General features: G+C 67.9%; 22 protein-coding genes. 9 read left to right on the top strand and 13 right to left on the bottom strand.

The genetic code is table 11. The features are described from left to right. Nucleotides 1-47 precede the first annotated feature (47 nt). On the bottom strand, nt 48-788 hold the full coding sequence (gene rpsB, locus EKG36_RS10790) for a 30S ribosomal protein S2 (RefSeq protein WP_126483917.1): 741 nt from the start codon (nt 786-788) through the stop codon (nt 48-50). Between the two features lie 285 nt (nt 789-1,073). Between rpsB and map the strand changes: the two genes are divergently transcribed. The 7 genes from map to EKG36_RS10755 all read left to right on the top strand — a co-directional run bounded on the left by map (nt 1,074) and on the right by EKG36_RS10755 (nt 8,910). Beyond that, complete coding sequence (gene map, locus EKG36_RS10785) at nt 1,074-1,865, top strand: type I methionyl aminopeptidase (RefSeq protein ID WP_126483915.1); 792 nt, start codon at nt 1,074-1,076, stop codon at nt 1,863-1,865. A gap of 10 nt (nt 1,866-1,875) precedes the next feature. After that, entirely contained in the window at nt 1,876-4,557 is a 2,682-nt protein-coding gene (locus EKG36_RS10780; protein WP_126483913.1) for a [protein-PII] uridylyltransferase, read from the top strand. 95 nt (nt 4,558-4,652) lie between these two features. Continuing rightward, entirely contained in the window at nt 4,653-5,852 is a 1,200-nt protein-coding gene (dapC, locus tag EKG36_RS10775) for a succinyldiaminopimelate transaminase (RefSeq protein ID WP_126483911.1), read from the top strand. A 22-nt stretch (nt 5,853-5,874) separates the two neighbouring features. Then, nucleotides 5,875-6,213: a Spx/MgsR family RNA polymerase-binding regulatory protein gene (locus tag EKG36_RS10770; protein ID WP_126483909.1), complete on the top strand. Its 339-nt coding sequence runs from the start codon at nt 5,875-5,877 to the stop codon at nt 6,211-6,213. 49 nt (nt 6,214-6,262) lie between these two features. Further along, a complete protein-coding gene (gene dapD, locus EKG36_RS10765; RefSeq protein ID WP_126483906.1) occupies nt 6,263-7,288 on the top strand; it encodes a 2,3,4,5-tetrahydropyridine-2,6-dicarboxylate N-succinyltransferase in 1,026 nt (341 codons plus the stop codon). A gap of 52 nt (nt 7,289-7,340) precedes the next feature. After that, nucleotides 7,341-8,516 carry a succinyl-diaminopimelate desuccinylase gene (gene dapE / locus EKG36_RS10760; protein ID WP_126483904.1) on the top strand — a complete coding sequence of 392 codons (1,176 nt, stop codon included), beginning with the start codon at nt 7,341-7,343 and terminating at the stop codon, nt 8,514-8,516. A 7-nt stretch (nt 8,517-8,523) separates the two neighbouring features. After that, complete coding sequence (locus tag EKG36_RS10755; RefSeq protein ID WP_126483902.1) at nt 8,524-8,910, top strand: hypothetical protein; 387 nt, start codon at nt 8,524-8,526, stop codon at nt 8,908-8,910. A 119-nt stretch (nt 8,911-9,029) separates the two neighbouring features. Here EKG36_RS10755 and EKG36_RS20940 read toward each other — a convergent pair whose 3' ends face one another. Then, nucleotides 9,030-9,494 carry a cold-shock protein gene (locus EKG36_RS20940; protein WP_281274426.1) on the bottom strand — a complete coding sequence of 155 codons (465 nt, stop codon included), beginning with the start codon at nt 9,492-9,494 and terminating at the stop codon, nt 9,030-9,032. 131 nt (nt 9,495-9,625) lie between these two features. On the opposite strand from EKG36_RS20940, the gene EKG36_RS10745 reads away from it, so the two are divergent. Next, nucleotides 9,626-9,871: a SlyX family protein gene (locus EKG36_RS10745; protein ID WP_126483900.1), complete on the top strand. Its 246-nt coding sequence runs from the start codon at nt 9,626-9,628 to the stop codon at nt 9,869-9,871. Nucleotides 9,872-9,997: 126 nt separating this feature from the next. On the opposite strand, the gene trxB is transcribed toward EKG36_RS10745, so the two are convergent. The 3 genes from trxB to EKG36_RS10730 all read right to left on the bottom strand — a co-directional run bounded on the left by trxB (nt 9,998) and on the right by EKG36_RS10730 (nt 12,056). Then, complete coding sequence (trxB, locus tag EKG36_RS10740) at nt 9,998-10,948, bottom strand: thioredoxin-disulfide reductase (protein ID WP_126483898.1); 951 nt, start codon at nt 10,946-10,948, stop codon at nt 9,998-10,000. Between the two features lie 143 nt (nt 10,949-11,091). Beyond that, nucleotides 11,092-11,694, bottom strand: a complete 603-nt coding sequence (locus tag EKG36_RS10735; protein WP_126483896.1) for a peroxiredoxin — start codon at nt 11,692-11,694, stop codon at nt 11,092-11,094. 152 nt (nt 11,695-11,846) lie between these two features. After that, a complete protein-coding gene (locus tag EKG36_RS10730) occupies nt 11,847-12,056 on the bottom strand; it encodes a zinc ribbon domain-containing protein (protein WP_126483894.1) in 210 nt (69 codons plus the stop codon). Nucleotides 12,057-12,231: 175 nt separating this feature from the next. On the opposite strand from EKG36_RS10730, the gene acnA reads away from it, so the two are divergent. Beyond that, the gene (acnA, locus tag EKG36_RS10725) at nt 12,232-14,979 is read left to right on the top strand and encodes an aconitate hydratase AcnA (protein WP_126483892.1); all 2,748 of its coding nucleotides are present in this window, start codon (nt 12,232-12,234) and stop codon (nt 14,977-14,979) included. A 97-nt stretch (nt 14,980-15,076) separates the two neighbouring features. Here the strand turns inward: acnA and EKG36_RS10720 are convergent, their stop codons facing one another. The 8 genes from EKG36_RS10720 to rpmG form a co-directional block, all read right to left on the bottom strand. Beyond that, nucleotides 15,077-16,756 carry an NAD-dependent malic enzyme gene (locus EKG36_RS10720; protein ID WP_126483889.1) on the bottom strand — a complete coding sequence of 560 codons (1,680 nt, stop codon included), beginning with the start codon at nt 16,754-16,756 and terminating at the stop codon, nt 15,077-15,079. A gap of 122 nt (nt 16,757-16,878) precedes the next feature. After that, complete coding sequence (gene trpS / locus EKG36_RS10715; protein WP_126483887.1) at nt 16,879-17,904, bottom strand: tryptophan--tRNA ligase; 1,026 nt, start codon at nt 17,902-17,904, stop codon at nt 16,879-16,881. A 357-nt stretch (nt 17,905-18,261) separates the two neighbouring features. Beyond that, a complete protein-coding gene (ald, locus tag EKG36_RS10710; protein ID WP_126483885.1) occupies nt 18,262-19,377 on the bottom strand; it encodes an alanine dehydrogenase in 1,116 nt (371 codons plus the stop codon). Nucleotides 19,378-19,543: 166 nt separating this feature from the next. Then, entirely contained in the window at nt 19,544-19,990 is a 447-nt protein-coding gene (locus EKG36_RS10705; RefSeq protein ID WP_126483883.1) for an acyl-CoA thioesterase, read from the bottom strand. 49 nt (nt 19,991-20,039) lie between these two features. Next, the gene (locus tag EKG36_RS10700; RefSeq protein WP_126483881.1) at nt 20,040-20,360 is read right to left on the bottom strand and encodes a putative signal transducing protein; all 321 of its coding nucleotides are present in this window, start codon (nt 20,358-20,360) and stop codon (nt 20,040-20,042) included. A 63-nt stretch (nt 20,361-20,423) separates the two neighbouring features. Next, a complete protein-coding gene (locus tag EKG36_RS10695) occupies nt 20,424-21,620 on the bottom strand; it encodes a class I SAM-dependent rRNA methyltransferase (RefSeq protein WP_126483879.1) in 1,197 nt (398 codons plus the stop codon). A gap of 52 nt (nt 21,621-21,672) precedes the next feature. Continuing rightward, a complete protein-coding gene (gene mutM / locus EKG36_RS10690; RefSeq protein ID WP_126483877.1) occupies nt 21,673-22,500 on the bottom strand; it encodes a bifunctional DNA-formamidopyrimidine glycosylase/DNA-(apurinic or apyrimidinic site) lyase in 828 nt (275 codons plus the stop codon). Nucleotides 22,501-22,615: 115 nt separating this feature from the next. Continuing rightward, nucleotides 22,616-22,771: a 50S ribosomal protein L33 gene (rpmG, locus tag EKG36_RS10685; RefSeq protein WP_097790452.1), complete on the bottom strand. Its 156-nt coding sequence runs from the start codon at nt 22,769-22,771 to the stop codon at nt 22,616-22,618. Between the last annotated feature and the right edge of the window lie 14 nt (nt 22,772-22,785).

Below are 22,785 nucleotides of genomic sequence, written 5' to 3'. Positions count from 1 at the left end.
GCCACCGCCAGGGAGCGGCACGGCCCCCCTCCCGGACGGGCCGACGATCACTCGGCGGCGGCGTCGCTTTCGTTCTCTTCGGTGACCTCGACGAACTCGTCGGGACGACCTTCCTTAGCGCGAGCGCAGGCGTCGGCAACGGCCTTGACGTAGATCTGGATGGCGCGGATGGAGTCATCGTTGCCCGGGATCACGTAGTCGACGCCGTCCGGATCGGAATTGGTATCCACCACGCCGATGACCGGGATGCCCAGCTTGTTCGCCTCGTTGATGGCGATGCGCTCGTGGTCGACGTCGATCACGAACAGCGCATCGGGCAGGCCGCCCATGTCCTTGATGCCGCCCACGGACCGCTCGAGCTTGTCCTGCTCGCGGGTCGCCATCAGCACTTCCTTCTTGGTCAGCTTGTCGAAGGTGCCGTCCTGATGCATCGCCTCGAGCTCACCCAGGCGCTTGATGGACACGCGGATGGTCTTGTAGTTGGTCAGCATGCCGCCGAGCCAACGATGATTGACGAAGGGCTGGCCGACGCGGTTGGCCTCTTCCTTGACGATCTTGCTGGCGCTGCGCTTGGTCCCCACGAACAGGATCTTGTTGTTCGCGGCCGCCATCTTCTCGACCACATCGATGGCCTCGTTGAGGGCCGGAAGGGTATGCTCGAGGTTGATGATGTGAATCTTGTTACGGGCGCCGAAGATGAACTTGCTCATCTTCGGGTTCCAGTAGCGGGTCTGGTGACCGAAGTGAGCGCCTGCCTTCAGCAGGTCACGCATATTGACGTGTGCCATGGATGACTCCTGGAAAATCGGGTTAGGCCTCCACGCACCCCATGGATCCGACCGCCGGACGTGCCGACAGCACCCGGGACCATGTGACGGTGCATGTGTGTTTTCAAGGCGTTGCGTTAGCATTGACGCTTTCCGAAAGCACCACCACCGGCCGCCCGGAGCGGGAACGGTAACGGCGATTGCAGGAAAGCGCGCAGCTTTATACCATGGATCACCTTCGAGATGAAGTCGCCCGACGCCCATCCCTGCCGTTTCCGGCGACACCACCCCTGAATCCGAGACTCCATGAACGTACCCATCAAGACGCCCGACGAGATCGAGAAGATGCGCGAGGCGGGCCGTCAGGCCGCCAGCGTGCTGGAAATGATCGCCCCCCATGTGCAGGCCGGCGTCAGCACCGGCGAGCTCGATCGCCTCTGCCACGACTACATCGTCGACGAACTGGGCTCGACCCCCGCCCCGCTGAATTACCACGGCTTTCCCAAGTCGGTCTGCACGTCGATCAATCACGTGGTGTGCCACGGCATCCCCGATAGCGGCAAGAAGCTCAAGAAAGGCGACATCATGAACCTGGACGTCACGGTGAAGACCGCCGACGGCTACCATGGCGACTCCAGCGTGATGTTCATCGTCGGCGAAACCATCCAGGGAGAGCGTCTGTGCCGCGTGACCCAGGAGTGCCTCTACCGGAGCATCGCCCTGGTCCGCCCCGGCGTGCACCTCTCGGAGCTGGCCCGAGCCATCCAGCAGCACGCCGAGACCAGTGGCTACTCGGTGGTACGCGACTTCTGCGGCCACGGCATCGGCACAGGCTTCCACGAGGATCCCCAGGTACTGCACTATGACGGCTACGCCCCGGAAGCCGACATCGCCCTCGAAGCAGGCATGTGCTTCACCATCGAGCCGATGATCAACGTCGGCGACCATCGCACCAAGGTGCTGCGCGATGGCTGGACCGCCGTGACCAAGGACAAGGGCCTCTCCGCCCAGTGGGAGCACACCCTGCTGGTCACCGCCAACGGGGTGGAGGTGCTCACCGCGCGCAGCGACGAAGACCTCTCCTTCCTCGACCGCTGAGTCGACCACCATGCTCCTGCACCATTACCGCTTCGTGCCGGACCCGGCACTGTTCGACGTCGAGGCGTTCCGAACCGAGCTGACCGGTAGCCGCTCGCCCATCGCGCCGTTCAAGGCGGCGCTGGCCGAGATCCAGGCCCGGCTCGACGAACGCTTCCGCGCCGGCGCCGACATCCGCGACCTGGTACACGGCCGGGCCTGGTGCCTGGACCAGCTGCTGACCATCGCCTGGCAGCAGCATGACTGGCCTGACGACGGAGTCGCCCTGCTGGCGGTGGGCGGCTATGGTCGCGGCGAGCTGCACCCGCACTCCGACGTCGACCTGCTGCTGCTGCTCGAGCACGATGACGACTCGCCCTACCGGGAACCGCTCAGCGCCTTCATCACCTTTCTCTGGGACATCGGCCTGGAGATCGGCCACAGCGTGCGCTCACTCACCGACTGCGAGCGGGAAGCGGCCGCCGACGTCACGGTGATCACCAACCTCATCGAGTCGCGCACCCTGGCCGGCCCCGCAGCCCTGCGCGAGGCCATGCAGGCCCGCATCGGCCCGCAGCGGCTGTGGCCGGCGGATCACTTCTTCGAAGCCAAGTGGCAGGAGCAGATCGCCCGCCATTACCGCTTCAACAACTCCGAGTACCACCTCGAACCCAACATCAAGAGCTCACCGGGCGGGCTGCGCGACATCCAGATGATCGGCTGGGTGGCCAAGCGGCATTTCGACACCCAGCGTTACGAGGACATCGTCGCCAACGGCTTCATGAACGACGCCGAGCTGCGCATCCTAAGCCAGGGCCAGGCCTTCCTGTGGCAGGTCCGCTACGCCCTGCACATGCTCACCGGCCGCGCCGAGGATCGCCTGCTGTTCGACCACCAGGCCACCATCGCCGAACTGTTCGGCTACCACGACACACCGGAACGCCTGGCCGTCGAACAGTTCATGAAGCGCTACTACCGCCATGTCACCGCCCTGGCCGGCCTCAACGACATGCTGCTGCAGCACTTCGACGAGGTCATCCTGCGCGGTGGCGAGGCCCTGCAGCGGGTGCCGCTCAACGAGCGCTTCGAGATCAAGGGGGGCTATATCCAGGCCCGCTCCCGGGCGGTATTCCGCGAGTCGCCCTCAGCGCTGCTGGAGCTCTTCCTGCTGATGGCGGAACACCCGGAGGTCGAGGGGGTCCGCGCCGACACCATCCGCCTGATCCGCGACCATCGCCACCTGATCGACGACCTCTACCGCGACGACCCACGCCACCAGCGGCTGTTCATGGCCCTGCTGCGCTCCGGCGGCAACGTCGCCCGCCAGTTGCGGCGCATGAACCGCTACGGGGTACTGGGCAAGTACCTGCCGGTCTTTGGCCAGGCCGTCGGCCTGATGCAGCACGACCTCTTCCACATCTACACCGTGGACGCCCACACCCTGCGCCTGCTCAAGTGCATCCATGGCTTCCGCAAGCCCGAGGCCCGCGAGGCCTTTCCGGTGGCCGCCTCACTGATCCACCAGCTGCCCAAGCTGGACCTGCTGTGGATCGCCGGCCTCTTCCATGACATCGGCAAGGGCCGCGGCGGCGACCACTCGCTGATCGGGGCGCGGGATGTCGAGGACTTCGCCCGCCGCCACGAGCTGTCGCAGCGCGACACCCGGCTGGTGGCCTGGCTGGTGGAACACCACCTGCTGATGTCCATGGTCGCCCAGAAGCGCGACATCAGCGACCCGGAGGTGATCAGCGAGTTCGCGCGCACGGTGGGCGACGAGACCCGCCTCGATTACCTCTACGTACTGACCGTGGCCGACATCAACGCTACCAACCCAACGCTGTGGAACGGCTGGCGCGCCTCGCTGCTGCGTCAGCTCCACGGCGAGACCAAGCGCGCCCTGCGCCGAGGCCTCGAGAACCCCCTGGAGCGCGACGACTCGGTGCGCGAGACCCGGGGCGAGGCTCACTCACTGCTGGCCACGGTGGGCGCCGACATGGCCAAGGTCGACCGGCTGTGGGAGTCGTTGGGCGAGGACTACTTCCTGCAGTACGCGCCCAGCGAGATCGCCTGGCAGACCCAGGGCATCCTCGCCCATGACGGCAGCTCCCTGCCGTTGATCCTGCTCAACGCCCCCACCGACGACATGGCCGAGGGTGGCACCAAGGTGTTCATCCACACCCGCTCGGTGGAGGACCTGTTCGCCGCCACCGCGGCGGCCATGGAGCAGCTGGGCCTGTCGATCCACGACGCGCGCATCGCCACCTCCAGTAACGACTGGACCCTCAATACCTTCATCGTGCTCGACGATCACGGCCGGGCCATCCGCGAGCCGGGACGCCTGGAGGAGATCCGCCGCCACCTGGTGGAGGAGCTCGACGACCCTGACGACTACCCGCAGATCGTCACCCGCCACACCCCGCGCCAGCTCAAGCATTTCCGGGTTCCCACCGAGGTGGCCATCGAGCAGGACACGGCAGGCGGACGAACCATGCTGGAGCTCACCGCTCCCGACCGACCGGGCCTGCTGGCGCGGGTCGGGCGCATCTTCATGGAACAGGACATCGCGCTCTCGGCGGCCAAGATCGCCACCCTCGGCGAGCGGGTCGAGGACGTCTTCTTCATCACCGACAAGGCCGGGCGTCCGCTCACCGACCCGGACCGCCAGCAGCAGCTGCGCGAGCGACTGATCGAGGTCCTCAGCGTCACCGGCTGAGCCCCTCGTTTGAGGCCTCACCGGGGGTTCCCTATAATCGGCGTCTTGCCACGAAATATCATAACGACGCCGATCACGGCACACACTGGACACCCATGAACCCCGATCTCGACGCTCTCCAGCCTTATCCCTTCGAGAAGCTCGCCGCGCTCAAGGCCGGCGTGACGCCGCCGGCCGGGCTCGCCCACATCCCGCTGACCATCGGCGAGCCGCGTCACGCTCCCTTCGCCGCGGCTCTGGAGGCGCTGTCAGCCCACCTCGGCGAGATGGCGCGCTATCCCGCCACGGCGGGTACGCCCGAGCTGCGTGGCGCCATCGCCGCCTGGGCGCGGCGCCGCTTCGCCCTGGCGGAGCTCGACGCCGAGCGCCAGGTGCTGCCGGTCAACGGCACACGGGAAGCGATCTTCGCCTTCGTCCAGGCCGCCCTGGACCGCACCCGGCCGGCGCGCGTGGCGGTGCCCAACCCCTTCTACCAGATCTACGAGGGGGCGACGCTGCTTGCCGGCGGCACGCCGCTCTACCTGGACTGCCGCGCCGAGCACGGCTTCCGCCCCGACCTGGAGGCGGTCCCCGCCGAGACCTGGCGCGACGTGCAGATTGTCTTCGTCTGTTCGCCGGGCAATCCCACCGGGGCGGTGACGCCGATCGACGAGCTCCAGCAATTGATTCGCTTGGCGGATGAACACGACTTCATCGTCGCCGCCGACGAGTGCTACTCGGAGCTCTACCTGGACGAGACCGCCCTGCCCCCCGGCCTGCTCGAGGCCTGTGCCGCACTGGGCCGCCATGACTACCGGCGCTGCCTGGTCTTCCACTCGCTGTCCAAGCGCTCCAACCTGCCTGGGCTGCGCTCCGGGTTCGTGGCCGGCGACGCCGAGCTGATCGCGGCCTTCCGGCGCTATCGCACCTACCACGGCTGCGCCATGTCCCTGCCGCTGCAGCATGCCTCCATTGCCGCCTGGCAGGACGAGGCCCATGTGCGGGCCAACCGGGACGCCTACCGTGAGAAGTTTGCCGCCGTGACCGAGCTGCTCGCCCCGGTGCTGGACTTTCCCGCTCCCGAGGCGAGCTTCTACCTGTGGCCGGCGGTGCCCGGTGGGGACGACGCGGCCTTCGCCCGTGACCTCTATGCCCAGCAGCATGTCAGCGTGCTGCCGGGCAGCTACATGGGGCGCCCCGGGGACGGCGGCGTGAACCCCGGTGCCGGCCGGGTCCGCCTGGCGCTGGTCGACGAGCTGGAAGCCACCACCGAAGCGGCCCGGCGCCTGCGCCGCCAGGTCGAACGAACCGGATGACACCCGACGGGAGAGCCACCCCATGATGACGCTGTTCGTGATCAAGAGCTGCGATACCTGCCGCCGCGCCCGCAAGGACCTGGAGGCCAGGGGGCTACCCTTCCAGACCCACGACCTGCGCGACGACGGCCTGTCCGCGGCGCTGCTCGAGCACTTCCTCGAGCAGGTGCCGGTGATGACCCTGCTCAACAAGCGCAGCACCACCTGGCGCAACCTCGACGAGGCCGACAGGACGAATGCCGATGCCAACCGGGCCCGGGAGCTGATGCTCGCCCACCCCACCCTGCTCAAGCGCCCGCTGCTGGACACCGGCGAGGCTATCCTGGTTGGCTACCGCGACGGCGACTACGACACCCTTTAGGCGGCCCATCGGGCCCGACCTTCCCCATTACGCGAGAGGACACACCACCATGCTCAGCTTTGCACTCGGAATCGGCTCCCAGAACACCCAGGGCGACTGGCTGGAGATCTACTACCCCGCGCCGCTGCTCGCCCCCGACGCCAGCCTGGTCGAGGCCGCCGCCAAGGTCCTCGACGCTCCCGACGGCAATGCCGCGGTAAGCTTCCTGCCGGAGAAGTGCGCCGAGCTGGCCGCCGCCCTAAAGGCTGCCGGCCACGAGGCCCAGGCCGAGCTCGCCGAATCCCTGGCCGCGAGCCAGCGCCCCCTGGTGGCCACCTTCCTCGTCGAGGACCTGCCGCCGCAGAGCGCCCCCGAGGTCTATCTCAAGCTGCACCTGCTGTCCCACCGCCTGGTCAAGCCCCACGGTGTCGACCTGACCGGCATGTTCGGCCTGCTGCGCAATATCGCCTGGACCAGCGAGGGGCCGATCGACATCGAGGAGCTGCCGGCGCGGCGCCTCAAGGCCCGCCTGGCGGGTCGCCCCCTGTCGGTGGACTGTATCGACAAGTTCCCCAAGATGACCGACTACGTGGTACCGACCGGCGTGCGCATCGGCGACACCGCCCGGGTCCGCCTGGGCGCCCACCTCGGCGAGGGTACCACCGTGATGCACGAGGGCTTCGTCAACTTCAATGCCGGCACCGAGGGCCCGGGCATGATCGAGGGCCGCATCTCCGCCGGCGTCATGGTCGGCAAGGGCTCCGACCTGGGTGGCGGCTGCTCCACCATGGGCACGCTCTCCGGTGGCGGCAATATCGTCATCAAGGTCGGCGAGGGCTGCCTGATCGGCGCCAACGCCGGCATCGGCATTCCGCTGGGGGATCGCTGCACCGTGGAGGCCGGCCTCTACATCACCGCCGGGGCCAAGGTCACGGTACTCGACGACCAGGGCCAGGTCGCCGATACCGTGGCGGCCCGGGAGCTGGCCGGCCAGGACGACCTGCTGCTGCGCCGCAACTCCCAGAACGGCCGCATCGAGTGCCTGACCAACAAGAGCGCCATCGCCCTGAACGAAGCGCTGCACGCCAACAACTGAGCCCCGTTCCCGGCGCCCGCGGGCGCCGGGGACCGGCCTGCCGGACCCCTGCATGACCTCACCCGAGACCGCTAACACCCTGTCCCCGACACTCGAGCTCGCCATGGAGCTCATGCGCCGCCCGTCGGTCACCCCCGACGACCTGGGATGCCAGGCGCTGATGATCGAGCGCCTCGAACGCCTCGGCTTCCAGGTGGAGCGCCTGCCCTTCGGCGACGTCGAGAACTTCTGGGCCGTCCATGGCCACCATGGCCCGGTGCTGGCCTTCGCCGGTCATACCGACGTGGTGCCCAGCGGCCCCCATGTGCACTGGGAATACCCCCCTTTCGAGCCCTGCATCGACGAGACAGGCATGCTCTGCGGCCGCGGCGCCGCGGACATGAAGGGCAGCCTGGCCGCCATGCTCACCGCGGTGGAGCGCTTCGTGGCCGCCCACCCCGACCATCCGGGACGCATCGCCTTTTTGATCACCTCCGACGAGGAGGGCCCGGCGGTCGATGGCACCCGCGCGGTGGTCGAGCACCTGCGCGAGGCCCATGACCGCCTGGACTACTGCATCGTCGGCGAGCCCTCCTCCACCGAGGCACTCGGCGACGTGATCAAGAATGGCCGCCGTGGCTCGCTGGGCGGCGTGCTGCACGTCAAGGGCATCCAGGGCCATGTGGCCTACCCCCATCTGGCGCGCAACCCCATCCACCAGGTCGCCCCCGCCCTGGACGCGCTGGTCCGTGAACACTGGGACGGCGGCAACGCGTTCTTCCCGGCCACCAGCTTCCAGATCTCCAACCTGCGCTCGGGCACCGGCGCCACCAACGTGATTCCCGGCGATGTGGAAGTGGTGTTCAACTTCCGCTATTCCACCGAGCTCAGCCACGAGACGCTGCGAAGCCGCACCGAGGCCATCCTCGCCGCCCATGACCTGGACTTCCATATCGACTGGACCCTCAACGGCGAACCCTTCCTGACCGCCGAAGGCGCACTGGTGGAGGCCGCCCTGGGCGGCGTGGAGGACGTGCTCGGCCGGCGGCCCGAGCTCTCCACCGCCGGGGGCACCTCGGACGGCCGCTTCATCGCCACCCTGGGCACCCAGGTGGTCGAGCTCGGCCCGGTCAACGCCACCATCCACAAGGTCAACGAGCGCGTCCGCGCCGCCGACCTCGATGACCTCTCGCGGGTCTACGAGGCCGTCCTGGCACGCCTGTTCGCCGACGCCACGCCGCGCCCCTGAGGTCGCCATGGAACGCTACCCCGACATCGAGATCTACCTGGCCACCGCCAACCTGGAGGCCCTGAGCCGCTGGCTCGGCGAGGCCCTTGGCGCCGAGCCCCTGGCTCCCGCCGGCAAGCACCGCTGGCGTACCCGGGGCCACGGCGGGGGCGACGATATCCCGGTGCTGCTGGTGGCCCAGGCCGCCGACGGCTTCGCCAGCCTGTGGCTCGACAGCCCCCACACCCCCTGGCCCACCGACGCCGACCTCGCCCGCGAGGCCGCCGCGACCCTGGGCTGCGAGGTACGCTGCTCGCTGGGCGGCTGGCAGCCCGGCGACGACCCCGACCGCTTCCTGCAGGTCTTGCCGGACGGCAGCGAGAGCGCCATCGACTGGCCGGACTCGGGTCGCTAGCCCGAAAACGCCGACGCCCCGCAGGAGCGGGGCGTCGTTCGTGAGAGACCATCAAATCAGTCGGCGAGATTCGGTGAGCACGGGCGAGTTGCTGCCGAGTGATGGTCAGGCGCTTCGATTCAAGTAATGACGGTGACGTCGTCGGCCTGCAGCCCCCGCTCGTTGCGTGACACGTGGTAGCGCACCTTCTGGCCCTCGGCGAGGGTGCGGTGGCCACGACCGCGGATGGCGCGGAAATGGACGAAGACGTCCTCGCCGCTGTCGCGGGTGATAAAACCATAACCCTTGTTGACGTTGAACCACTTGACCTCACCGATCTCGCGGTCGTCGTCCTCGACCTCCGCCAGATTGACCAGTTGCGGGGTCAGGGCGTTGACTGCCAGGGTGGCGACCAGCAACAGCAGGAAGACAGCCACCGCCGCGGCGATATAGACCACGGCCACGCCGCCCACCTCGAGGCTGGCAAATAGCTCACGGGACAGCACGCCACCGGTGAGATGGATGCACAGGGCAATCAGCAGCGGGGCCGGCGCGGCCAGCAGCAGGCTGATGATACTGCAGCGAAACACGACCTTTCGATTCATAAACCTTGGATGCTCTCTTGTCGTAGTAAAGGAAGTCTCGGGGCCGAGGCACCTGGCGACGCCCTCGACCCGACTGCACGGGACAGGCCGGTACCACGATGAACGGTGGCACACAGCATAAGGATTCTATCATGCGCGATGATGACACGCCCTCCACCCTTGACAGCCGGCTGGAGGCCCTGGAGAGTCGCATCGCTCACCAGGAGGACTGGCTCGACACCCTCGACCGGGCGGTCGCGCACCAGGAGCGTCGCCTGATGCACCTCGAGCGCCTCAGCGAACTGATGCAGCAGAAGATCCGCGAGCAGCAACAGGCCCGCCAGGACGACGAAGCGGCGGCACCTCACCCACAGGACGAGGTGCCGCCGCACTATTAACCCCGCGGAGCAAGGAGCAAGGCAGCAGCAGCTACGCGGAGACAAGGGGGTTCCTTGTCTCATGCTCCTTCCCGCTCGTCATCAAAGCGGCTCCTTGTCGCTTGCTCCTTGCACCTTGTCGCTGGTTTACAGTTCGTCCAGGTAGCGCTCGGCGTCCAGGGCCGCCATGCAGCCACTGCCCGCCGAAGTCACCGCCTGGCGATAGACGTGATCCATGACGTCGCCGGCGGCGAAGACCCCGGGCACGCTGGTGGCCGTGGCATTGCCCTCGAGGCCGGACTTCACCCTGATGTAGCCGCCGGCCATGTCCAGCTGGCCCTCGAAGATACCGGTGTTGGGGCTATGGCCGATGGCGATGAACACCCCGGGGGCGTCGAGCTCTCGGGTACTGCCGTCCTGGGTGGACTTGAGTCGAGCCCCGGTCACGCCGGTGCTGTCACCCAGCACCTCGTCGAGAGTATGGTTCCAGATCAGCTCGACGTTGCCGTTCTGTGCCTTCTCGAACAGCTTGTCCTGCAGGATCTTCTCGGCGCGCAGGCTGTCGCGGCGATGCACCAGGGTCACCTTGGCGGCAATGTTGGAAAGGTACAGCGCCTCTTCCACGGCGGTGTTGCCGCCGCCCACCACCACGACTTCCTGGTTGCGGTAGAAGAAGCCGTCACAGGTGGCGCAGGCCGAGACCCCCTGGCCCATGAACTTCTGTTCGGACTCGAGCCCCAGGTAGCGAGCACTGGCGCCGGTAGCGATGATCAGCGCATCGCAGGTATAGGTGCCGTTGTCGCCCTTCAGGGTGAAGGGCTTGTCGCGCAGCTCGACCTCGTGGATATGGTCGAACAGCACCTCGGTATCGAAGCGCTCGGCATGGCGCTTCATGCGCTCCATCAGCTCCGGGCCCTGCACGCCGATATCGTCGCCCGGCCAGTTGTCCACGTCGGTGGTGGTGGTCAGCTGGCCACCGGCCTGCATGCCGGTGATCAGCAACGGCTTGAGGTTGGCCCGGGCGGCATAGACGGCGGCCGTGTAGCCGGCCGGTCCGGAACCGAGGATGATCAGGCGTTCGTGGCGCGCTTCGCTCATGGGGACCTCGCAACTCTGGAAAGGGAAAGACGGGACAACGGGCTCGGCGATGGCGACCGCGGGCCGGCATCGCCCAGGCCGCTGGGCGGTGAAGCGACGAAAGGGGCGGCCCGCAGGCCGCCCCCATGACGCCGGCGCGCTGCTTAGAGCGCCTCGGCGTGGCTGCCCAGGTACTTGGCGACACCCTCGGCGGTGTCCTTCATGCCTTCCTGGCCTTCGTCCCAGCCGGCCGGGCAGACTTCGCCGTTCTGCTGGTGGAACTGCAGGGCCTTGACCATGCGCAGCATCTCGTCGACGTTGCGGCCCAGCGGCAGGTTGTTGACTACCTGGTGCTGGACGATGCCGTTCTCGTCGATCAGGAAGGAGCCGCGCATGGCGACGCCGGCTTCCGGATGCTCGATGCCGTAGGCCTGGGTGATCTCGTGCTTGACGTCGGCCACGATCGGGAAGCCGACCTCACCAATGCCGCCCTTCTCCGGCGCGGTCAGGCGCCAGGCGTGGTGGGTGAACTGGGAATCGATGGAGACACCGATCACCTCGACGCCGAGCTCCTTGAACTGCGCCAGACGGTTGTCGTGGGCAATGATCTCCGACGGGCAGACGAAGGTGAAGTCCAGCGGCCAGAAGAACAGCACGCGGAGCTTGCCGTTGCTGTCGGAGAGCTTGAAGTTGTCGACGATCTCGCCGTTGCCGAGGACGGCGGCAGCTTCGAAGTCAGGGGCTTGACGTCCAACCAGTACGCTCATGCAGATCTCCTATATGAGTGTTGATGATACCCGATGGTGAAGGGTAGAGGGCCACCTACGCTAGGACAGGTCGCCCCGCCGCGCCACTTGGCCTGCTCAATGGCACGGATAGTGAAAATCTATCGTGTCGGTTATCGCCCAATCCGGGCCGCTCACAGCACGTCGTCATCGCGACCCAGGGTTACCGACTCGAGTTCGCCGCTCACCGGCGAGACCTCGATGCGCAGCTGAATCGGCGCACAGCAGCACGGGCAGTCCTCCCAGGTCGCATGACTGCCCTGGGAGGCATCCACCTGCAGGTCGAAGGCCGTGTCGCAATAGGGACAGCGAACCGTCCGACTGTCGAGCTCTTCCTCGTGCACGGGACCTCCCGGGCTTGTGTCGCAGCCTGCGAATATGGGGCGTGGCAGCCGGCATTTCAAGGGGACGGCAGCGCAACGCGGCCGACGCAGCCGTTGAAAACGGCTTCTATCATGACCATGTAATCTCATCAGGACCAGGATGGTTCGCTCACTCTCCCCGCGAAAGGAGGACACCATGAGTACCGAGTCCACACCGGATACCCTGCAGACCCTCGAGGCCGCCGGCACGACCTACCACTATCACAGCCTGGCGAAGGCCGCCGAGGCCCTCGGGAACATCGATCGCCTGCCGATGACGCTGAAGATCCTGCTGGAGAACCAGCTGCGCTTCGCCGACCAGGAGGGCGTCTCCCGCGACGACATGCAGGCCCTGGTTGACTGGCAGCGCGACGCCGCCTCCAGCCGGGAGATCGGCTACCGCCCGGCCCGGGTGCTGATGCAGGACTTCACCGGCGTGCCAGGCGTGGTGGACCTCGCCTCCATGCGGGCCGCCGTCGAGTCCCTGGGCGAGGAGCCGTCGCGGATCAATCCCCTCTCGCCGGTGGACCTGGTCATCGACCACTCGGTGATGGTCGACGAGTTCGGCAACGCCAGTGCCTTCAAGGACAACGTCGCCATCGAAATGGAGCGCAACCGGGAGCGCTACGAGTTCCTGCGCTGGGGCCAGCAGGCCTTCGACAACTTCCGCGTGGTGCCCCCCGGCACCGGCATCTGCCACCAGGTCAACCTGGAGTACCTGGGCAAGACGGTGTGGACCAAGCAGGAGAATGACAAGACCCTGGCCTATCCCGACACCCTGGTCGGCACGGATTCCCACACCACCATGATCAACGGCCTGGGCGTGCTGGGCTGGGGGGTGGGCGGCATCGAGGCCGAGGCGGCGATGCTTGGCCAGCCGGTGTCGATGCTGATTCCCGAAGTGGTGGGCTTCAAGCTCACCGGCAAGCTCCGCGAGGGCATCACCGCCACCGACCTGGTGCTGACGGTGACCCAGATGCTGCGCAACCGGGGCGTGGTGGGCAAGTTCGTCGAGTTCTACGGCGACGGCCTCAAGGACCTGCCGCTGGCCGACCGCGCCACCATCGCCAACATGTCGCCGGAGTTCGGGGCCACCTGCGCCTTCTTCCCGGTGGACGACGAGACGCTGCGTTACATGCGCCTGACCGGTCGCGACGACGACCAGGTCGCGCTGGTCGAGGCCTACTGCAAGGCCCAGGGCCTGTGGCGCGAGCCCGGCCACGAGCCCATCTACAGCGACACCCTGGCGCTGGACATGGGCGAGGTCGAGGCCAGCCTGGCCGGTCCCAAGCGGCCCCAGGACCGGGTCGCCCTGCAGGACATGCCCGCGGCCTTCGCCAAGGTCATGGACGACGATGGCAAGACCCCGACTTCCGCCGAAGACAAGGGCCGGCTGTTCTCCGAGGGCGGCCAGACGGCGGTGGGCGTCGAGGAGAGCTACGTGCACCACGACAGCCAGGAGGTCAGCCTGGACGGCGAGGCCTTCCGTCTCGACCCGGGTGCCGTGGTGATCGCCGCCATCACCTCCTGCACCAACACCTCCAACCCCAGCGTGATGCTGGCCGCCGGGCTGCTGGCCCGTAACGCCCGGGAGCGCGGGCTCGACACCAAGCCCTGGGTCAAGACCTCCCTGGCCCCCGGGTCCAAGGTAGTCACCGACTACCTGGCCGCCGGCGGCGTGCAGGACGACCTGGACGCCCTGGGCTTCAACCTGGTGGGTTATGGCTGCACCACCTGCATCGGCAACTCCGGCCCCCTGCCCGAGCCCATCGAGCAGGCCATCACCGACGGCGACCTGACGGTGGCCTCGGTGCTGTCCGGCAACCGCAACTTCGAGGGCCGCATCCATCCCCTGGTCAAGACCAACTGGCTGGCCTCGCCGCCTCTGGTGGTGGCCTATGCGCTGGCCGGCAATGTCCAGAAGGATCTGGCCCGGGAGCCGCTGGGGGTGGACCGCCACGGCAAGCCCGTCTTTCTCAAGGACGTCTGGCCCTCCCAGGCCGAGATCGCCGAGGCGGTCGAGCAGGTCAAGACCGAGATGTTCCGCAAGGAATACGCCGAGGTCTTCGAGGGCGACGAGACCTGGAAAGGGCTCGAGGTGCCCCGGAGCCAGGTCTACCAGTGGTCCGCGGACTCCACCTATATCCAGCACCCGCCCTTCTTCGAGGGCATGGGCCGGACGCCCGAGGCAGTGGAGGACGTGCAGGACGCCCATATCCTGGCCCTGCTCGGCGACTCGGTGACCACCGACCACATTTCGCCGGCAGGCGCCATCAAGCCCGACAGCCCCGCCGGACGCTACCTGCAGGAGCGCGGCGTCAAACCGGTGGACTTCAACTCCTACGGCTCGCGGCGCGGCAACCATGAGGTGATGATGCGCGGCACCTTTGCCAACGTGCGCATCAAGAACGAGATGCTCGATGGCGTGGTCGGCGGCGAGACCCGCCACGTGCCTTCCGGCGAACAGATGGCCATCTACGATGCGGCCATGCAGTACAAGGACGAAGGCACCCCCCTGGTGGTGATCGCCGGCAAGGAGTACGGCACCGGTTCCAGCCGCGACTGGGCCGCCAAGGGCACCCGGCTGCTCGGCGTGCAGGCGGTGCTCGCCGAGTCCTTCGAGCGCATCCACCGCTCCAACCTGATCGGCATGGGCGTGGTGCCGCTGCAGTTCCTCGAGGGCGAGAGCCGCCAGACCCTGGGCCTGACCGGCGACGAGCGGGTCTCGGTGACGGGGCTCGGCGAGCTGACCCCGGGCGGCAAGGTCGAGGTGACCATCGAGAGCGCCAAGGGCCAGAAGACCCTCGAGGCCCTGTGCCGCATTGATACCGCCAATGAGCTGGAGTACTACCGCCACGGCGGCATCCTCCACTATGTGCTGCGCAAGATGATCGGCTCGGCCTGACGCGGTCGACGAGCGGGCGGCCTGGGCCGCCCGTGACACGAAAACGCCCCGCCGGACCACCGGCGGGGCGTTTTATCGTCGCCAGGCGACGCGGGGCTCAGAACGAGCGTCGGCGATAGCGGCGGTACTCCGGCGACCAGCTGTTGCGCTCGATCGCCCGGCGCAGGGACGGGCCGTCGGACTTCAGCGCCACGCCCTCCTGCTGGGCCTGGGCCGCCACCTCGAAGGCGATGGCCTTGGACAGCTCGCGAATGTCCGACAGGGCCGGCAGCACCGCCCCCTGGCCGGTCTTGGCCACCGGCGCCTCCCGGGCCAGCGCCCGGGAGGCCGACATCAGCATGGCATCGGTGACTCGCTTGGCGCCGGCCGCCACCACACCGAGGCCGATCCCGGGGAAGATATAGGCATTGTTGCACTGGGCGACGGGATAGCGCTTGCCCTGGTATTCCACCGGCGGGAAGGGACTGCCGGAGGCCACCATGGCCTGGCCATCGGTCCAGCGGATCACGTCCTCCGGCAAGGCCTCGGCCCGGGAGGTAGGGTTGGAGAGCGGCATCACCAGCGGCGAGTGACAGCTCGCGTGCATGGTGCGGATCACCTCCTCGGTGAAGATGCCCTGCTGGCCGCACACGCCGAGCAGCACCGTCGGCTTGACCTGTCTGACCACCTCGAGCAGCGACTGGCCGTCCCAGTCGGCCACCAGCGACGGGGCCTGGGCCAACCGGCGCTGGAAGTCACGCAGCCAGCCCTGTTCGCTGGTCACCAGGCCTTCCCGGTCGACCATGAAGATGCGCTTGCGGGCCTCGGCCTCCGTCAGCCCCTCCGCCTGCATGGCCACCACCACCTGCTCGGCGATGCCGCAGCCGGCGGAGCCCGCCCCCACGAACACCACCCGCTGGTCGGCCACGCCCTCGCCCCGCGCCTGGCAGGCCGCCATCAGGGTCCCCAGGCAGACCGAGGCGGTCCCCTGGATATCATCGTTGAAGCAGCACAGCTCGTCGCGGTAGCGCTCGAGCAGCGGCATGGCATTGGCCTGAGCGAAGTCCTCGAACTGCAGCAGCACCTTGGGCCAGCGACGCTTCACCGCTGCGATGAAGTCGGCCATGAAGGCGTCATACTCCTCCTGGGAGATGCGTGGGTGGCGCCACCCCATGTACATGGGATCGTCGAGCAGGGCCTGGTTGTTGGTCCCCACGTCGAGCATGATCGGCAGGGTATAGGCCGGGCTGATGCCGCCGCAGGCGGTGTAAAGCGAGAGCTTGCCGATGGGGATTCCCATGCCGCCGATGCCCTGGTCGCCCAGGCCGAGGATGCGCTCGCCGTCGGTGACCACAATCACCTTGACGTTGTCCTTGGTGGCGCTGCGCAGGATGTCGTCCATGCGGTCCCGGTCGGGGTAGGCGATGAACAGGCCGCGGTGGTTGCGATAGATGTTGGAGAACTCCTCGCAGGCCTGCCCCACCGTGGGGGTATAGATGATCGGCAGCATCTCCTCGAGATGCTCGCTGACCAGCCGGAAGTAGAGGGTCTCGTTGTCGTCCTGGATGGCCCGCAGGTAGATATGGCGATCCAGGTCGGTCTGGCACTGGCGGTACTGCCGGTAGGCACGCTCCGCCTGCTCCTCGATGGTCTCGACGTTCTGGGGCAGCAGGCCGATCAGATTGAACTCCAGTCGTTCCTCTCGGGTGAAGGCACTCCCCTTGTTGAGCAGCGGCATCTCGAGCAGGGGGGGCCCGGCATAGGGCACATAGAGGGGGCGCTTGGCGTCAATGGTCATAATCGTCTCAGCTGTGTCGGGAATCCGGGCCGTGATGCTCTAAGGCACCTTGGTGGCTACTCTACCACGCCGATGCCCCGGCCATGCAGACCGGGGCATCGCGGGACCTGGCATCTTCCAGACTAGACGAAACGCCCCAGGCCCACGGCATGCCGCAGGCGATCCATGAAGGGCGCGGCCTCGGAGCGGGCACGGTCGGCGCCCTGGCGGAGCACGGCCTCGATGTGCCCGGGATCCTCCAGCAGCGCCTGGTAGCGCTCGCGGGGCTCGCGCAGGTGGGCATTGAGGTACTCGAAGACGCGGTTCTTGGCCTCGCCCCAGCCGATGCCGGCCTCGTACTCGCTGCGCATGGCCGCGGTTTCCTCGGCCGTGGCGAAGGCCGAGTAGATCTGGAAGAGCGTGCAGGTGTCGGGATCCTTGGGCTCGCCGGGCTCCAGCGAGTTGGTCTTGATCTTGCGCACCAGCTTGAGCAGCTTCTTCTCGGAGACGAACAGCGGGATGGTGTTCTCGTAGCTCTTGGACATCTTGCGCCCGTCCAGGCCGTTCAGCACCTGGACCCGCTCGTCCACCACCGCCTCGGGCTGAGCGAAGTACTGGCCCTTGTAGAGGTGATTGAAGCGCCCGGCCATGTCGCGGGCCATCTCGATGTGCTGGATCTGATCGCGCCCCACCGGCACGCGGTGCGCGTTGAACATCAGGATGTCCGCCGCCATCAGCACCGGATAGCCGAACAGCCCCATGGTGATGCCGCGGTCGGGGTCCTGGTTGCCGGCCTCCTCGTTCTCGGCCACCGCCGCCTTGTAGGCATGGGCGCGGTTCATCAGCCCCTTGGCGCAGACGCAGGAGAGCATCCAGGTCAGCTCGGGGATCTCGGGAATGTCCGACTGGCGATAGAAGATGGCGTTGTCGGTGTCCAGGCCCAGGGCCAGCCAGGTGGCGGCGATCTCCAGGCGTGACGCCTCGACGCGCCGGGGATCCTGGCACTTGATCAGGGCATGCAGGTCGGCGAGGAAGTAGTAGGACTGGACGCTCGGATCCTGGCTGGCGGCGATCGCCGGCTTGATGGCGCCGACGTAGTTGCCCAGGTGGGGGGTACCGGTAGTGGTGATGCCCGTGAGGACACGGGTCTTGTCGGACGATGCGGTCATGAAAGCGGGACTCTGCTGACTCTCGAATGCCCGCTATGGTAACGCGGCGCCCCGGCCAAGGCGACCTGCCCGGGACCACCCCGGCTGGGCGCTGCGATGGGCGCCGCGGGAGAGATCGGAGAGAAGGTCCAGCGCCAGGCGTGAGGCGGCCCCCACCGATCGGGTTGGCCCTTGGCCCTGCAGCGCCGCAGGACGTCGGCAACACCCGGGGAAGGGCGGGACGCGACTCCTCGGTGGCCCGCAACACCGAGGCCTGTCGCCGGATCATCCCCGAGCACCACCACTGAGTGCGATAGCGCTGGCGGATTGCGGAAAGGCCGGGGCCCCCTCGGGGCCCCGGCGCTTGCCGGCCCGGCCTCAGCCGATCAGCTTGGCGGCCTCCACGTACTCGAGGTCGAAGGCATCCGCCACGGCCTGGTAGGTCACCTGCCCCTCGTGGACATTGAGGCCGGCGGCGAAGTGGCTGTCGTCGGCCAGCGCCTGCTTCCAGCCCTTGTCGGCCAGGGCGGTGACGAAGGGCATGGTGGCATTGGTCAGGGCCTGGGTGGAGGTACGCGCCACGGCCCCCGGCATGTTGGCCACGCAGTAGTGCACCACGCCATCCACCACATAGGTCGGCTCGGCATGGGTGGTGGGCTTGCTGGTCTCGAAGCAGCCGCCCTGGTCGATCGCCACGTCCACCAGCACGCTGCCCGGCTTCATGTCGGCGAGCATGGCGCGGGTGATCAGCTTGGGGGCGGCAGCGCCGGGGACCAGCACGGCACCGATGATCAGATCGGACTCGCGCACCGCTTCCTCCAGGGCGTCGGCAGTGGAAAAGACGGTCTTCATGCGGCCCTGATAGCGGTCATCCAGGGCCTCGAGACGCGGGATCGACTTGTCGAGCACGGTGACCTCGGCGCCCAGGCCCAGGGCCATGCGGGCGGCGTTCTCGCCGACCACGCCGCCACCGATCACGGTGACCCTGGCCGGCGCGACGCCGGGCACGCCGGGCAACAGCACCCCGGCACCGCCCTGGGCCTTCTCGAGGCTGTGAGCCCCGGCCTGGACGGCCATGCGGCCGGCCACGGTGCTCATCGGCGCCAGCAGCGGCAGCCCGCCCTGGGGCGCGGTGATGGTCTCGTAGGCGATGCAGGTGGCGCCGCTCTCCATCAGCCCGCGGGTCAGCGGTTCCTCGGCGGCCAGGTGGAGATAGGTGAACAGGGTCTGGCCCCGGGAGAGGCGGGCGACCTCCTCGGGCTGGGGCTCCTTGACCTTGAGGATCAGCTCGGCCTCGCTCCAGACCTTGGCCACGTCGGCCTCCAGGCGCGCCCCGGCAGCCTCGTAGTCGCCATCGCGGAAGCCGGCCCCTTCACCGGCACCGGCCTGGACGGTCACCACATGGCCACGACCGACCAGCTCGCGGGCACCGCTGGGGGTCAGGGCGACACGGTATTCATGGTTCTTGATTTCCTTGGGAACGGCGATCTTCATGGGAGGTCCTCCGGTGCTTGATTGTTGGATGAGGGTGACTCGTCTCCTCATTACAGCACAACAGAACAATCACGATGAGATCACGGGAGAAAAACAAAAAAATATTAGATACAAGCGCAAAAATACCGGACATCCCTCTGAATATACCTCACCATACAGAAAGACATCAGGTTGCCGGCGACTCATCGACCAGCGCCGGGCCATAGCCAGCCAGGAAGGCCTCGGGCAGGCGGCGCGGCCGGCCGCTGGACAGGGCGATACAGGCATAGCGCGTGCGGGCCCGCATCAGGGTGCGACCGTCGGCGGGACGCCGCAGCTGGAAGCGACGCGTCAGGGTCAGGCGCCCGTCGCAGGCGACGATCCAGGTGGCCAGCCGCAGGCGGTCCCCCTCGAAGGCCGGCGCCAGGTAGTCGAGCTCGTGGCGATGCACCGCCATGGCCCGGTCCAGCGCCCGGTAACGAGCCAGGCCCAGCCCCAGCCAAGCGGAGTGGGCCCAGCTGGCCTGTTCCACCCAGCGCAGGTACTCGGCGTTGTTGGCATGACCAAAGGCGTCGATGGCGGCCGCCTCGACGTCGATCTCGATCAGGAAGGGGTCGGGCAGGTCCCAGGCCATGGCAGCAGTCCCTCCACGGACATGACGATCAGGGGGCGTGAGGCAGTGCTCATGGCCGGCGGCCGCCGCATTGCCAGCAGGTGTCGAAGGCCGCCTCGAGACGCTCGCCGCAGCCGGGGCAGACCCAGGCCGGCCGCGAGTCCTCCTCGGCCTGGGCCTGGCGTATCAGTCGCTCGGCCCTGGCCCGGTTGTGCGGCGCCACCCAGACCTCGGGCTCGCACTCGCCCGGGGGCAGCTCCCCGGCCCCCCCACCGAGGGTCAGGTTGCGTCGCTCGACCGGCACCCCGGCCGCTTCCAGCAGGTTGGCCATATGGCTCACCAGCAGCGGATTCGAGTGGGCGAAGACGCGAACAAAGTCGAAATCACTCATGGCATCGACACGGCAGCGGGTCACCGGCGAATGCCCTCTGGCCGGGTGCCGCCCCGCTCTCTCCTAATCGCGGAAGACGCGGACGCCCAGCGCCTTGAGATAGGACGTCTCGGGAATCGCCGGGTGCACGGGGTGATCCGCCCCCTGATGCCCCTGGAAGAGGATCTGGCCATGGCGATCCTGGTGGCGCGCGGCGCCACGCACGACGTCGACCAGGCGCTCCGGGGCCAGGTGCATCGAGCACGAGGCCGAGAGCAGCAGGCCATCGCGGCCCAGTAGGCGCATCGCCTCGCGGTTGAGCTTGCCGTAGGCACGCTCGCCGGCGGGGATGTCCTTGCGCTTCTTGATGAAGGCCGGCGGATCGAGGATCACCACGTCGAACTGCTCGCCATCGGCCTTGAGCGCGGCCAGGGCCTCGAAGGCATCGCCCTCGCCCACCGCCACCTGCTCGTGCAGGCCGTTGAGGGCGGCATTCTCGGCGACCTGCTCGAGGGCCCCGGCGCTGGCGTCCACGCACAGCACCTCACTGGCGCCGTGGGCGGCGGCCTGCACGCCCCAGCCGCCCACATAGCTGAACAGGTCCAGCACCCGCTTGCCGGCCACCAGGCCGTTCAGCCAGGCGCGGTTGACCCGGTGGTCATAGAACCAGCCGGTCTTCTGGCCGTCGAGCACCGGCACGGCGAAGCGCACGCCGTTCTCCTCGAGCAGCACCGCCTCCGGCAACTCGCCCTTCACTACCTCGACGTGACTCTCCAGGCCCTCCTGGCGGCGACCGCCGGTGTCGTTACGCAGCACCACCACCCGCGGCGCGAGCACCTTGTCGAGGGCGTCCATGAGCGGCTCGAGGGCCGCCTGCATGCCGGCGGTATTGAGCTGCACCACCAGGACGTCGTCGAAGCGGTCGATGATCAGGCCCGGCAGCAGGTCGCCCTCGCCGTGCACCAGGCGATAGAAGGGCTTGTCGAAGAGCCGCTGGCGCAGCGCCAGGGCCTGATTCAGCCGGTGCACCAGCAGCGAGCGATCGAGACCGGTGGCCGGGTCCCGGGACACCAGGCGCGCGCAGATCAGCGAGTGGGAATTGACGTAGGCCACGCCCATGGGCTTGCCGTTGGCGGCCTCCACTACCGCCTGCTCGCCGGGTGCAAACGCCTTGAGCGGCGTGGCGTCAGTATCGACCTCGTTGGAATAGAGCCACAGGTGGCCCGCCTTGAGGCGGCGGTCGGCATGCTTCTTCAGGCGCAGGGAGCGTAGGGCAGTCATCAAAAACTCTCGAGGAAATCGGATAGGGGCCGGAGGCGCAACGGCGACCGACTCAGCGCTGGCACGCGGCGCAGAAGACGCTGGCCCGCTGCCCCAGGGTCACCAGGCGCAGCTCGGCGCCGCAGCGCCGGCAGGGCGCGCCGTCGCGGCCATAGACATTGAGCCGCTGGGCGAAGTAGCCGGGCTCGCCGGTGCCGCCGACGAAGTCGCGCAGGGTGGTGCCGCCCTGGGTGATGGCGGCGGCCAGCACCTCGCGGACCGCCGCCGCCAGCCGCTCGTAGCGCGCCAGGGAGATGCGCCCGGCGGCGCGGCGCGGGTCGATGCCGGCGAGGAACAGCGCCTCGGCGGCATAGATGTTGCCGACCCCCACCACCACGGCATTGTCCATCAGGAACGGCTTCACGGCCAGGCGACGGCCGCGGGACAGGGCGTGCAGCCGCGCGCCGTCGAAGGCCTCGGACAGCGGCTCGGGCCCCAAGCGGGCCAGGCGCGGATCATGGGCCGCATCGCCCTGGAGCCAGTCGACGAAGCCGAAGCGGCGCGGATCGTGATAGCGCAGGATGGCGCCGTCATCGAGCACCAGGTCGACATGGTCGTGCTTCTTGGGGAGCTCGCCGAGCCGCGCGATTCGCAGGCTGCCGGACATCCCCAGGTGCCAGAGCAGGCTGGCCGCCGCCTCCCCTGCCTGCACCGGCACCAGCAGGTACTTGGCCCGCCGCGACAGGGCACCGATGCGCGCGCCCACCAGCCGCTCGACCAGGTCGTCGGGCACCGGCAGGCGCAGGCGCGACTGGCGCACGACAACCTCGACGATCTCGCGCCCCTCCACATGGGGGGCGATGCCGCGCCGGGTGGTCTCGACTTCGGGCAGCTCGGGCATGGACAGTCTTCCGGCTCGGGGACACTACGCAAGAACCCGACCATCGGGCCGGGTTCAGGCGGACAGGCGAGGGCCTGCGGCGGAAGCGATCACGGGAAACCGCAGAGTTCCCGGATTACTTGATCTTGGCTTCCTTGTACATCACGTGCTTGCGGACCACCGGATCGTACTTCTTCATCTCGAGCTTGTCCGGAGTGTTCCGCTTGTTCTTGTCGGTGGTGTAGAAGTGGCCGGTACCGGCGCTGGACACCATTCTGATCTTGTCACGCATGAGTCTTCTCCCTT

The sequence above is a fragment of the Halomonas nitroreducens genome (assembly GCF_003966155.1).
Lineage (GTDB): Bacteria > Pseudomonadota > Gammaproteobacteria > Pseudomonadales > Halomonadaceae > Halomonas > Halomonas nitroreducens.
The sequence above is the reverse complement of the archived record's forward strand: the minus strand, read 5'-3'. Positions and strand labels throughout refer to the sequence as shown.

What these genes read in the sequence shown, in the direction of transcription:
- rpsB (WP_126483917.1), bottom strand. Translation starts at nt 788, where the DNA reads ATGGCACACGTCAATATGCGTGACCTGCTGAAGGCAGGCGCTCACTTC.
- map (WP_126483915.1), top strand. Translation starts at nt 1,074, where the DNA reads ATGAACGTACCCATCAAGACGCCCGACGAGATCGAGAAGATGCGCGAG.
- EKG36_RS10780 (WP_126483913.1), top strand. Translation starts at nt 1,876, where the DNA reads ATGCTCCTGCACCATTACCGCTTCGTGCCGGACCCGGCACTGTTCGAC.
- dapC (WP_126483911.1), top strand. Translation starts at nt 4,653, where the DNA reads ATGAACCCCGATCTCGACGCTCTCCAGCCTTATCCCTTCGAGAAGCTC.
- EKG36_RS10770 (WP_126483909.1), top strand. Translation starts at nt 5,875, where the DNA reads ATGATGACGCTGTTCGTGATCAAGAGCTGCGATACCTGCCGCCGCGCC.
- dapD (WP_126483906.1), top strand. Translation starts at nt 6,263, where the DNA reads ATGCTCAGCTTTGCACTCGGAATCGGCTCCCAGAACACCCAGGGCGAC.
- dapE (WP_126483904.1), top strand. Translation starts at nt 7,341, where the DNA reads ATGACCTCACCCGAGACCGCTAACACCCTGTCCCCGACACTCGAGCTC.
- EKG36_RS10755 (WP_126483902.1), top strand. Translation starts at nt 8,524, where the DNA reads ATGGAACGCTACCCCGACATCGAGATCTACCTGGCCACCGCCAACCTG.
- EKG36_RS20940 (WP_281274426.1), bottom strand. Translation starts at nt 9,494, where the DNA reads ATGAATCGAAAGGTCGTGTTTCGCTGCAGTATCATCAGCCTGCTGCTG.
- EKG36_RS10745 (WP_126483900.1), top strand. Translation starts at nt 9,626, where the DNA reads ATGCGCGATGATGACACGCCCTCCACCCTTGACAGCCGGCTGGAGGCC.
- trxB (WP_126483898.1), bottom strand. Translation starts at nt 10,948, where the DNA reads ATGAGCGAAGCGCGCCACGAACGCCTGATCATCCTCGGTTCCGGACCG.
- EKG36_RS10735 (WP_126483896.1), bottom strand. Translation starts at nt 11,694, where the DNA reads ATGAGCGTACTGGTTGGACGTCAAGCCCCTGACTTCGAAGCTGCCGCC.
- acnA (WP_126483892.1), top strand. Translation starts at nt 12,232, where the DNA reads ATGAGTACCGAGTCCACACCGGATACCCTGCAGACCCTCGAGGCCGCC.
- EKG36_RS10720 (WP_126483889.1), bottom strand. Translation starts at nt 16,756, where the DNA reads ATGACCATTGACGCCAAGCGCCCCCTCTATGTGCCCTATGCCGGGCCC.
- trpS (WP_126483887.1), bottom strand. Translation starts at nt 17,904, where the DNA reads ATGACCGCATCGTCCGACAAGACCCGTGTCCTCACGGGCATCACCACT.
- ald (WP_126483885.1), bottom strand. Translation starts at nt 19,377, where the DNA reads ATGAAGATCGCCGTTCCCAAGGAAATCAAGAACCATGAATACCGTGTC.
- EKG36_RS10705 (WP_126483883.1), bottom strand. Translation starts at nt 19,990, where the DNA reads ATGGCCTGGGACCTGCCCGACCCCTTCCTGATCGAGATCGACGTCGAG.
- EKG36_RS10700 (WP_126483881.1), bottom strand. Translation starts at nt 20,360, where the DNA reads ATGAGTGATTTCGACTTTGTTCGCGTCTTCGCCCACTCGAATCCGCTG.
- EKG36_RS10695 (WP_126483879.1), bottom strand. Translation starts at nt 21,620, where the DNA reads ATGACTGCCCTACGCTCCCTGCGCCTGAAGAAGCATGCCGACCGCCGC.
- mutM (WP_126483877.1), bottom strand. Translation starts at nt 22,500, where the DNA reads ATGCCCGAGCTGCCCGAAGTCGAGACCACCCGGCGCGGCATCGCCCCC.
- rpmG (WP_097790452.1), bottom strand. Translation starts at nt 22,771, where the DNA reads ATGCGTGACAAGATCAGAATGGTGTCCAGCGCCGGTACCGGCCACTTC.